The sequence below is a fragment of the Pseudomonas sp. 10B238 genome (genome assembly GCF_000970615.1).
Classification (GTDB): domain Bacteria; phylum Pseudomonadota; class Gammaproteobacteria; order Pseudomonadales; family Pseudomonadaceae; genus Stutzerimonas.
The window spans coordinates 63,333-73,649 of sequence record NZ_KQ033943.1; the positions used below are offsets into that span (position 1 = coordinate 63,333).

The 10,317-nt window shown below is 57.4% G+C and carries 10 protein-coding genes; 9 read left to right on the forward strand and 1 reads right to left on the reverse strand.

The annotated features are described in order from the left end of the window. Window positions 1-35: 35 nt before the first annotated feature. From mrcB to RT21_RS20960, 3 genes are read left to right on the forward strand one after another with little or no spacing between them, the layout of a single operon-like run. On the forward strand, window positions 36-2,348 hold the full coding sequence (gene mrcB, locus RT21_RS20950) for a penicillin-binding protein 1B (protein WP_046164280.1): 2,313 nt from the start codon (window positions 36-38) through the stop codon (window positions 2,346-2,348). Between the two features lie 39 nt (window positions 2,349-2,387). Continuing rightward, window positions 2,388-3,116 (forward strand): tetratricopeptide repeat protein, encoded by a 729-nt coding sequence (locus RT21_RS20955; RefSeq protein ID WP_371263634.1) that lies wholly within the window; start codon window positions 2,388-2,390, stop codon window positions 3,114-3,116. Beyond that, a complete protein-coding gene (locus RT21_RS20960; RefSeq protein ID WP_046164281.1) occupies window positions 3,116-3,448 on the forward strand; it encodes a YqcC family protein in 333 nt (110 codons plus the stop codon). Before RT21_RS20955 ends, RT21_RS20960 begins: the two co-directional genes overlap by 1 nt. A 38-nt stretch (window positions 3,449-3,486) precedes the next feature. Here the strand turns inward: RT21_RS20960 and RT21_RS20965 are convergent, their stop codons facing one another. After that, complete coding sequence (locus RT21_RS20965; RefSeq protein WP_045424912.1) at window positions 3,487-3,918, reverse strand: DUF4124 domain-containing protein; 432 nt, start codon at window positions 3,916-3,918, stop codon at window positions 3,487-3,489. A gap of 403 nt (window positions 3,919-4,321) precedes the next feature. Here RT21_RS20965 and RT21_RS20970 point away from each other — a divergent pair, with 403 nt between their 5' ends. From RT21_RS20970 to msrQ, 6 genes are all read left to right on the forward strand, one after another. Continuing rightward, complete coding sequence (locus RT21_RS20970) at window positions 4,322-6,046, forward strand: acetolactate synthase 3 large subunit (RefSeq protein ID WP_045431610.1); 1,725 nt, start codon at window positions 4,322-4,324, stop codon at window positions 6,044-6,046. A 2-nt stretch (window positions 6,047-6,048) separates the two neighbouring features. Next, window positions 6,049-6,540, forward strand: coding sequence for an acetolactate synthase small subunit (gene ilvN / locus RT21_RS20975; RefSeq protein ID WP_045424913.1), 492 nt, complete (start codon window positions 6,049-6,051; stop codon window positions 6,538-6,540). A gap of 46 nt (window positions 6,541-6,586) precedes the next feature. Next, on the forward strand, window positions 6,587-7,603 hold the full coding sequence (ilvC, locus tag RT21_RS20980) for a ketol-acid reductoisomerase (RefSeq protein ID WP_045424915.1): 1,017 nt from the start codon (window positions 6,587-6,589) through the stop codon (window positions 7,601-7,603). A gap of 149 nt (window positions 7,604-7,752) precedes the next feature. Then, window positions 7,753-8,586, forward strand: coding sequence for a CDP-diacylglycerol--serine O-phosphatidyltransferase (gene pssA, locus RT21_RS20985; RefSeq protein WP_046164282.1), 834 nt, complete (start codon window positions 7,753-7,755; stop codon window positions 8,584-8,586). Window positions 8,587-8,646: 60 nt separating this feature from the next. Next, the gene (gene msrP, locus RT21_RS20990) at window positions 8,647-9,654 is read left to right on the forward strand and encodes a protein-methionine-sulfoxide reductase catalytic subunit MsrP (protein WP_046164283.1); all 1,008 of its coding nucleotides are present in this window, start codon (window positions 8,647-8,649) and stop codon (window positions 9,652-9,654) included. Further along, entirely contained in the window at window positions 9,654-10,292 is a 639-nt protein-coding gene (gene msrQ / locus RT21_RS20995; RefSeq protein WP_046164284.1) for a protein-methionine-sulfoxide reductase heme-binding subunit MsrQ, read from the forward strand. Before msrP ends, msrQ begins: the two co-directional genes overlap by 1 nt. The last annotated feature ends 25 nt before the right edge of the window (window positions 10,293-10,317 follow it).

The window sequence follows — 10,317 nt, forward strand, 5'->3', positions numbered from 1 at the left end:
TTCGGCGCAAATCAAAGTGCGTATAATGCGCCGCCATGACTAAATCACGCTCGTCTCGCTCCCGTTCCAAACGCCGTTCCGGTGCTTCGCGCCCCTGGCTAGGCTGGATTATCAAACTCTCCATCGTCGCGCTGGTACTGCTGGCTGGCGTCGCGGTATATCTCGATGCGGTGGTGCAGGAGAAATTTTCCGGCAAGCGCTGGACGATCCCGGCGACGGTTTATGCCAGGCCGCTGGAATTGTTCGTTGGGCAAAAACTCGACAAGGATGACTTTCTCAACGAGGTCGATGCGTTGGGCTATCGCCGAGAGAAAACGGTGAGTGGGCCGGGAACTGTATCGGTCGCCAGCAATGCGGTCGAAATGCATACACGAGGGTTCCGCTTCTATGAAGGTGCGGAAGAGTCTCAGCGGATCCGTGTGCGTTTTTCTGGAGACTTCGTCGCTGGGCTTGCGCACATGGACGGTGGCGAGCTGCCGGTAGTACGTCTCGAGCCACTGGTCGTGGGCGGGCTATATCCCGCGCACAACGAAGACCGCATTTTGATCAAGCTTGATCAAGTGCCGCCATATCTGGTTGAAACACTGGTTGCTGTCGAAGACAGGGAGTTCTTCGATCATTTAGGCGTGTCGCCTAAATCCATTGCGCGTGCCATCTGGGTAAACCTTACTGCCGGGGAGGTTCGCCAGGGCGGCAGCACACTGACACAGCAGCTGGTGAAGAACTTCTATCTCACCAACGAGCGCAGCCTGAGTCGTAAGGCTACCGAAGCCATGATGGCGGTGCTGCTTGAGCTTCACTATGACAAGCCAGAGATCCTCGAAGCCTATCTGAACGAGGTTTTTCTTGGTCAGGATGGTCGTCGCGCCATTCACGGCTTCGGTTTGGCAAGCCAGTATTTTTTTGGAAGGCCACTGGCAGAGCTCAAGCTCCAACATGTGGCCCTGTTGGTCGGCATGGTCAAGGGGCCGACTTACTACAATCCTCGCCGCCATCCTGAGCGTGCCTTGGAGCGGCGTAATATGATCATCGATCTGTTGGCTGAGCAGCAGGTAATCAGCCCGGATGAAGCTGCCCAAGCGCGGCAAGCGCCGCTTGGTGTGACGCAGCGTGGCAGCCTGGCTGACAGCTCCTACCCGGCATTTCTCGACCTGGTGAAGCGGCAATTGCGAGAGGACTATCGCGACGAGGACCTTACCGAGGAAGGACTAAGGGTTTTCACCAGCTTTGATCCGATCATTCAATCCAAGGCTGAAAAGGCCATGACGGACACGCTTAAGCGTTTGGGCAAGGCAGCCGAGGGCGTTGAAGGCGCGATGCTGGTCACCAACCCGGAAACCGGCGAGCTGCAGGCCATGCTGGGTAGCCGCCATCCAGGCTTTGCCGGCTTCAATCGGGCGCTGGACGCATCGCGTCCGATTGGCTCGCTGATCAAGCCGGCGATCTATCTCGCTGCGCTGGAGAAGCCCAGCCAATACACCCTGACTAGCCTGCTGGAGGACGAGCCGTTCTCGGTCAAAGGAACCGATGGCAAGGTGTGGAAACCACAGAATTACGGGCGTACCGCTCATGGTACGGTCTATCTCTATCAGGCCTTGGCCAACTCCTACAACCTATCGACCGCGCGGCTTGGCTTGGATTTAGGCGTGCCGCATGTGCTCAAGACGCTGGCGCGCCTGGGCGCGTCGCCCGACTGGCCGGCTTATCCCTCGATGCTGCTGGGCGCGGGCGGATTGCGCCCGATCGAAGTGGCCGGGGTTTACCAGACGATAGCCAACGGCGGCTTCAACACCCCGTTGCGGGCTATTCGCAGTGTCGTCGCGGCCGATGGCGAACCCCTTAGTCGCTATCCGTTCAAGATTGAACAGCGATTCGATCCTGGTGCTATCTACCTGACGCAATACGCCATGCAGCGAACGATGCTCGAAGGGACAGGGCGTTCTGTCTACAATCAGATCCCGAAATCGCTGGCGCTGGCCGGCAAGACTGGTACTACCAATGATTCGCGTGACAGCTGGTTTGCGGGCTTCAGTCAGGATTTGCTCGCGGTAGTCTGGTTGGGGCGCGACGACAACGGCAAGACCTCGTTGACCGGCGCCACAGGTGCGTTGCAGGTGTGGGCTGATTTCATGCGTCGTGCCGATCCACTGCCCCTGCAAATGCCCGTACCGGATAACGTGTCCATGGCCTGGGTCGATGCGAAAACCGGCGAGGGCACGTTGGAAAACTGCCCGGGCGCCGTACAGATGCCCTACATCCGCGGCAGCGAGCCTGCACCGGGGCCGGGTTGCGGTATGCAGGCCCCGGCTGAATCGGTCATGGATTGGGTTCGTGGCTGGTTGCCATAGGTGGCGGCTGGCCGGTTGGTTTATCAAGAGGTTTGAACTGTGAACAAGCAATGGATGATCGTATTGGTGGCGGCGGTGCTAGTGCCGGGCTGCGCCTCGGTCAAGCGCGGCGCAATACCCGTCGTTGATTCGGGGGCGCCGGTATCGGAGGAGGCTTCTGCACGTCAGCCCAACCGCCGGGCTAATGCACCTGCGGCCACCGCGCAATCTGTCCCTGCGGACTCGGGCGTGATGGTCATGGTGCCGCAGCAAAGCTCCGAACCGTTGCAAACCTTTGGGGCGCCCGATGGCGCCTTCTCTGGAGGCTCTGCGCAGCCGCCTGCAGGCGGAACTGGTGAGTGGACGCCGCCCGCTCAGTCCGCGCCGATGCCCGCCCCGGTCCAGCGACAGCCAATGCCCAGCGGAATCCCGTCAAGCAGTGGGACCTTGTCAGCAGACGAGCAGCTTGATGGTCCGGTGCTGGCACTGCTCACCACTGCGCAGCAACAACAGGGCGGAGGTGACCTCAACGGAGCTGCGTCCAGTCTCGAGCGTGCTCAGCGAATCGCCCCGCGCGAACCTCAGGTGCTCTATCGTCTGGCTGAGGTACGCCTGGCGCAAGGGGATGCCGTTCAGGCTGAACAGCTGTCTCGGCGCGGGCTGAGTTATGCGAGCGACCGGCCAGCCCTGCAGGCCAGTCTCTGGGAACTGATCGCGCAGGCACGTGAGCGTCAGGGAAATGCTGCTGGTGCTGCTCAGGCGCGCGAGCGGGCCAAGGTCTCGATGTGATGGACAATCGGGTGCCGGCGTTGGCTGACCAGTTGCTACTGATCGAGCGCGAGCTTCGGGTGCTTGGGGTTTGGGCGTCGTCGCCGCCTGCGCCTGAGGCGCTCGCCAGTCAGGAGCCGTTCTGCGTCGATACACTGGCTTTTGATCAGTGGTTGCAGTGGATTTTTCTGCCCCGCATGAAACACATTCTGGAGCAAGGCCAGCCGCTCCCGACTGTGTCGGGGATTCTGGCGATGGCCGAAATGGTTTATCAAGATCAGTCGCAGCGCGTGGTCGGGTTGTTTGAGGCGCTTGAGACCTTCGATCGACTGATCAGTGGGGGTGAAGGCTAAACAACGCCGGCCATGTAGGCAGGCGTTGGTCGCTGCGTTCAGTTACAGCTGTCGGCGATCTTCTGTTGGGTTTCGCCAATGCGCGCCTGGCGTTCTTCTTCATTCAGACGCCGGGTACCGCCGTCTTCTTCCACACGCACGCGCGGATTGTTTTGCAGTTGCGCCAGGTTGGTGCGCAGGGTAGTGCAATAGCGCTGCCGCTCGGCTTCCTGCTCTGCAACCTGTTGCTTCACCTTGCGATCAATGTCGCGCTGTTCAGACTCGCCTGATTGTTCCAGCGTGGCGCTTTCGGTCACGGCTGGCTTTGGCGGGGCGACGGCCGTATTGAGCGTTTCGGCCGGCTGGCCTTGGGGCGGCTGGGCTCCAAAATGTGTAACGCCTTTAGCGTCGACCCACTTGTAAACCTGGCCGGCCATGATGCTACTGCTCAATGCAAGCAGCAGGCCGCCTGCGAGAATGGTCAAACGCATGCTTTTCCCTTCAGTGGATGCAAAACCAAGCCGGTACTATACGCAAAACATAGGGGGCTTCATTCTGCGCTGGATCACAGCTGAATACAGCCGAAGGGCAACAGTAGACTTGACTTGGCCAAGCCTAATCCGAACAATTCCATGCTTGCTGTTCTGAGGGGCCGCCGCAAGCGAGCCCTTCGCTCAATCATGAGGTGCATACCCGCGCCGACCTGCAACACCCGCAACGCGTTACCTCGCGCTGGGAGGGGTGCCCCGCAACACTTTGGGGCTTCCCTAATACTCGCTTTGACAGTAGCTGACGTAGTCGGCGACCACCGTCGCTCATGCACTGCTTGGCAGTAAACCTAATTCTGGCCGGTCCGACGCGGAGCGGCTATCTGGCGTTCTAGAGGTGAACAACGTGGAACTTTTATCCGGCGCTGAAATGGTCGTCCGCTTCTTGCGCGACGAAGGCGTTAAGTACATCTACGGTTATCCCGGCGGCGCCTTGCTGCACATCTATGATGCGCTGTTCAAGGAAAAGGAAGTCACGCATATCCTTGTTCGTCATGAGCAGGCTGCCACTCACATGGCCGATGGCTATGCGCGTGCCACTGGTAAGGCCGGTGTAGTGCTAGTTACCTCTGGCCCAGGCGCGACCAATGCCATCACCGGCATCGCAACTGCCTATATGGACTCGATCCCGATGGTGGTTATATCGGGGCAAGTTGCCAGCAATATGGTTGGCACCGATGCCTTCCAGGAAACCGACATGATCGGTATTTCCCGCCCCATCGTTAAGCACAGTTTCATGATCAAGCATCCTTCGGAAATTCCCGATGTGATGAAGAAAGCGTTCTACCTGGCTCAGTCCGGCCGTCCCGGTCCTGTCGTTGTCGACATCCCTAAGGACATGACCAACCCGGCCGAGAAGTTCGAATACGTCTATCCGAAAAAAGCCAAGCTGCGTTCATACAGCCCGGCGGTGCGTGGACATTCCGGGCAGATTCGTAAGGCGGCCGAGCTCCTGCTGGCGGCCAAGCGACCGATCATCTATGCCGGGGGCGGCGTGATCATGGGTGGCGCATCTTCGCAGCTCACTGAGCTGGCCAAGATGCTCAATCTTCCGGTCACCAACACACTCATGGGGTTGGGCTGCTATCCAGGCAGCGACCGTCAGTTCGTCGGCATGCTGGGTATGCATGGTAGCTATACGGCAAACCTAGCGATGCACCATTCCGATGTAATCCTGGCCGTGGGTGCACGCTTCGACGATCGCGTGATCAATGGCGCGACCAAGTTCTGCCCGAACGCCAAAATTATTCACATCGACATCGATCCGGCTTCCATCTCCAAGACCATCAAGGCCGACATCCCGATCGTCGGTCCGGTCGAAAGCGTGCTCACCGAGATGGTCGCTATCGTCAAGGAGATCGGCCAGACACCAAACGCCGAGACTGTCGCCAGTTGGTGGAAGCAGATCGAGGAGTGGCGCGGCAGCCGTGGCCTGTTTCCCTACGACAAGGGCGACGGCACTATCATCAAGCCTCAGGCGGTTATCGAAACTCTGTGTGACGTAACCAAGGGCGACGCTTACGTGGCGTCGGACGTGGGTCAGCACCAGATGTTTGCCTGCCAGTACTACAAGTTCGACAAGCCGAACCGCTGGCTGAACTCCGGTGGCCTTGGAACCATGGGCTTCGGATTTCCAGCTGCGATGGGCGCAAAGCTGAATTTTCCTGAAGCCGATGTCGCCTGTGTAACGGGTGAAGGCAGCATTCAGATGAACATTCAGGAGCTGTCGACCTGCCTGCAATACGACCTTCCTGTGAAGATCATCAATCTCAACAACGGTGCGTTGGGCATGGTTCGCCAATGGCAGGACATGCAGTACAACAGCCGCTACTCGCACTCCTACATGGAGTCGCTGCCTGACTTCGTTAAGCTGGTCGAAGCGTATGGGCATGTTGGGATGCGCATCACTGAGCTGAAGGATCTAAAGCCAAAAATGGAAGAGGCCTTTGCCCTGAAAGACCGTTTGGTCTTCTTGGACATTGCGGTCGATACCAGCGAGCACGTCTACCCGATGCAGATCAAAGACGGCGCCATGCGCGATATGTGGCTCAGCAAGACGGAGCGGACCTGATCATGAGACACATCATTTCTCTGCTGATGGAAAACGAACCAGGTGCATTGTCTCGTGTGGTCGGACTGTTCTCGCAGCGCAACTACAACATCGAAAGCCTGACCGTAGCACCAACCGAAGACCCAACGCTGTCCCGGCTAACGCTGACGACGGCGGGCCACGAGGAAGTGATCGAGCAGATCACCAAGAACCTCAACAAGTTGGTCGAGGTCGTCAAGCTGGTCGACCTGTCCGAGAGCGCTCACATCGAGCGCGAGCTCATGTTGATCAAGGTTAAGGCAACCGGAGCGCAGCGCGCCGAAGTCAAGCGTACGACCGACATCTTTCGTGGGCAGATCGTCGACGTGACCTCCAACGTCTATACCATCCAGCTGGCCGGTACGACCGACAAGCTGGACAGTTTCATCCAGGCCATCGGTACGACATCGATTCTGGAAGTGGTGCGCAGCGGTGTTACGGGTATATCTCGCGGCGACAAAGTGCTGAGCATCTAATACAACTTATCGAATGGCCCAACCGGCCAGCAACAGGGGTAATTCCATGAAAGTTTTTTACGATAAAGATTGCGACCTTTCCATTATTCAGGGCAAGAAAGTCGCTGTTATCGGCTACGGCTCCCAGGGCCATGCTCATGCATGCAACCTTAAAGATTCGGGTGTAGATGTGACCGTTGGCCTGCGTGCCGGCTCCCCGTCGGTAGCCAAAGCCGAAGCCCACGGTTTGAAAGTGGATAACGTAGCCGCCGCTGTTGCCGCTGCTGACGTCGTTATGATTCTGACACCCGACGAATTCCAGGGCCGCCTGTACCGCGACGAGATCGAGCCGAACCTGAAGAAGGGCGCTACGCTTGCTTTCGCGCACGGCTTCTCCATTCACTACAATCAGGTCGTACCGCGTGCCGACCTCGACGTGATCATGATTGCACCAAAGGCACCGGGCCATACCGTTCGCTCCGAGTTCGTCAAGGGCGGTGGTATTCCTGATCTGATCGCGATCTACCAGGACGCTTCCGGTAACGCGACGAACGTCGCTCTTTCGTACGCATCGGGCGTCGGCGGCGGCCGTACCGGCATCATCGAAACCACCTTCAAGGACGAGACCGAAACCGATCTGTTCGGTGAGCAGGCTGTTCTGTGTGGTGGCTGCGTCGAGTTGGTCAAGGCTGGTTTCGAAACACTGGTCGAAGCCGGTTACGCGCCGGAAATGGCTTATTTCGAGTGTTTGCATGAGCTGAAGTTGATCGTCGACCTCATGTTCGAAGGCGGTATCGCCAATATGAACTACTCCATCTCCAACAACGCGGAGTACGGCGAGTATGTGACCGGCCCGGAAGTCATCAACGCCGAATCCCGCGCCGCGATGCGCAATGCGCTGAAGCGTATTCAGGACGGCGAGTACGCCAAGATGTTCATCACCGAAGGCGCTGCAAACTACCCGTCGATGACAGCCTATCGCCGTAACAACGCTGCCCATGGCATCGAAGTGGTCGGTGAGAAGCTGCGTTCCATGATGCCGTGGATCGCAGCGAACAAGATTGTCGACAAGAGCAAGAACTGATGCCTAGTTTTGCTTGAAAGAACGCGGCCTAGGCCGCGTTTTTTCGTTATGGCGCGTGTCTCTGGTATAAACCCATGCTTGGCTGAGGGGTGAACCCGCTGTGCCAGGGCCTGTCGAAATTATTCAAACCTGCTGTAAGGTGAATTTGCATGAGTGAGCATCCCGAAGAGCCGAACAAACCCATCGAACCGGAAAGTCTTCTGCCAATTGACGAGCACATCGAAGAGAGCCAGGACGCCGAAGGTCGTAAGGTTCGCCATCGTGGTATCTATCTGCTCCCCAACTTGTTCACGACGGCCAATCTGTTTGCCGGTTTTTTCTGCATCATCACGGCAATCAACGGCAATTTCTATGTCGCTGCTGCCACCGTCTTTGTCGCGATGGTGCTTGATAGCCTGGACGGCCGAGTCGCGCGTCTGACCAACACCCAGAGCGCATTCGGTGCGGAGTATGATTCGCTATCGGATATGGTCGCTTTCGGTCTAGCTCCGGCCGTACTCGCCTATCAGTGGGCACTCTCCAGTCTCGGAAATGTCGGGTTGACCGTTGCCTTCATTTACGTGGCCTGCGCAGCCTTAAGGCTTGCACGCTTCAACACCCAAATAGGCAAGGTTGATAAAAAGTGGTTCATTGGCTTGGCGAGTCCTGCCGCTGCAGGGGTTGTGGCTGGCTCGGTCTGGGCGGTTTGGGCGCTTGATGAGCCAGGGGTCCGCGGTCTCGATCTGCCATTGGCGGTGATCATGTTGTTTGCGCTGCTGGTTGCTGCTGCGGGCCTGCTGATGGTCAGCAACATCAAGTACTACAGCTTCAAGGATCTCGATCTGAAAGGGCGGGTGCCCTTTGTGGCGATACTGATCGTAGTCCTGGTGTTTGCCGTGGTGTTCAGTGATCCGCCGCGTATTCTGCTTCTGATCTTCCTCGCCTACGCCATTTCTGGACCGGTACAGTTTCTGATGCGTCGCCGCAAACGCGCCGAAAGTTGATTTTTGAAATGATCCGCTGTCTAGTGCTTCTTCATACAGCCTCAGACAGCGGAGCACATCATGCTTATCAGAACGCCGCGTCGCAGTGATTGTCTCGAATCAGAGGTAACCCCGGAAGCGCTCTATCTGAACCGTCGACGGTTCATGCAAGGAGCAGCTTTCTCCGTTGCGGCCGCTGGGCTGCCTGCGATCGCTCAAGCCGACTCTCGCTACGCAGACGTGGAACCAGCTAATGCTCCCGCGTGGTTCGACGAAAAGCTACGTCAAGCAAATTGGGGCGCGGTCACGGTTAAAAACGAAGCCATCACCCCTTATCCTGACGCTACGCATTACAACAATTTCTACGAGTTCGGGCCGGATAAAGGCGATCCGGCGCGGCATGCGTCGCAGCTTGTTACTGAGCCTTGGTTAGTAACTGTCGATGGAGAAGTGGCGAAGCCGGGGAAGTATTCGATCGAAGACCTTGTTTCAGACGCCGCGCTTGAAGAGCGAATCTACCGCCTGCGTTGCGTCGAAGCCTGGTCGATGGTTATACCTTGGCTCGGCGTTTCTCTGGCTGACTTGATCAGTCGGTTGGAGCCCACTTCCGACGCTAAATATGTCCGTTTTGAAACCTTGGCGCGCCCCGAACAGATGCCTGGCATGCGTACTGGGTTTTCCCTCATCGATTGGCCCTATGTCGAAGGTTTGAGAATGGACGAGGCCATGCACCCGCTGAGCTTGATCGCTATTGGGATGTATGGACGCGTGTTGCCAAACCAGAATGGTGCGCCATTGCGTCTTGTAGTGCCCTGGAAGTATGGATTCAAAAGTATCAAGTCTATCGTTCGGATCAGTTTCGTTCGTGAGCAGCCTGCGACCACGTGGGAATCGATGGCTCCTCAAGAGTATGGTTTCTACGCTAACGTCAATCCCAACGTTTCCCACCCTCGCTGGTCTCAAGCTCGTGAGCGACGTTTGCCAGGGAGCCTGTTTAGCCCGAATGTACGCGAGACTCAGATGTTCAATGGGTACGAGGAAGACGTCGCGCACTTATATGCAGGGATGGATTTGAGAAAGAACTATTAATGCGCTATCCCTGGTTGAGGTTGCTGCTTTTTTGCTCCGTTGCCAGCGTGCCGTGCTATTGGCTCTATCTCGCCGCGACCGCTGCGTTGGGTCCGGATCCCGGCAAAGTGTTGGTTGATAATCTCGGGCAGGGCGCGTTGGTCCTTCTTCTAGCCTCACTGGCGATGACGCCTTTACGAACCCTAATAGGATGGTCTGGCTGGATCGCGTTTCGACGGCAGATCGGTCTGTGGGCATTCGGTTACGCCGCGCTTCATTTAGCTGCATATCTATATTTCCTGTTGGGTTTGGAATTCAGCGAGTTTGCTGCTGAGCTGGTTGAGCGTCCTTATATCGCTTTGGGTGCTATCGCGCTGGTCGGCCTGTTAACGCTCGCAATGACCTCGACGCGCTGGAGCATGCGCAAACTCGGTAAGCGCTGGAAGAAGCTGCATCGCATCGTCTATCCGACGCTGCTAGTCGTATTGCTTCATATGCTTTGGGTCGTGAGGTCCGATGCAGGCCAGTGGAGCCTCTACGCAACAGTCGCAGCGGTTCTGCTTGCTGCACGTGTGCCGTCTGTTGAAAAACGGTTGGTCAGAACTAGCGCGGTATGGCGTGGTGAGCCGGCGGCGAATAAACGTCAAAACAAAGGTTGACGTGAGTTTCTGAGTGCCTATAATG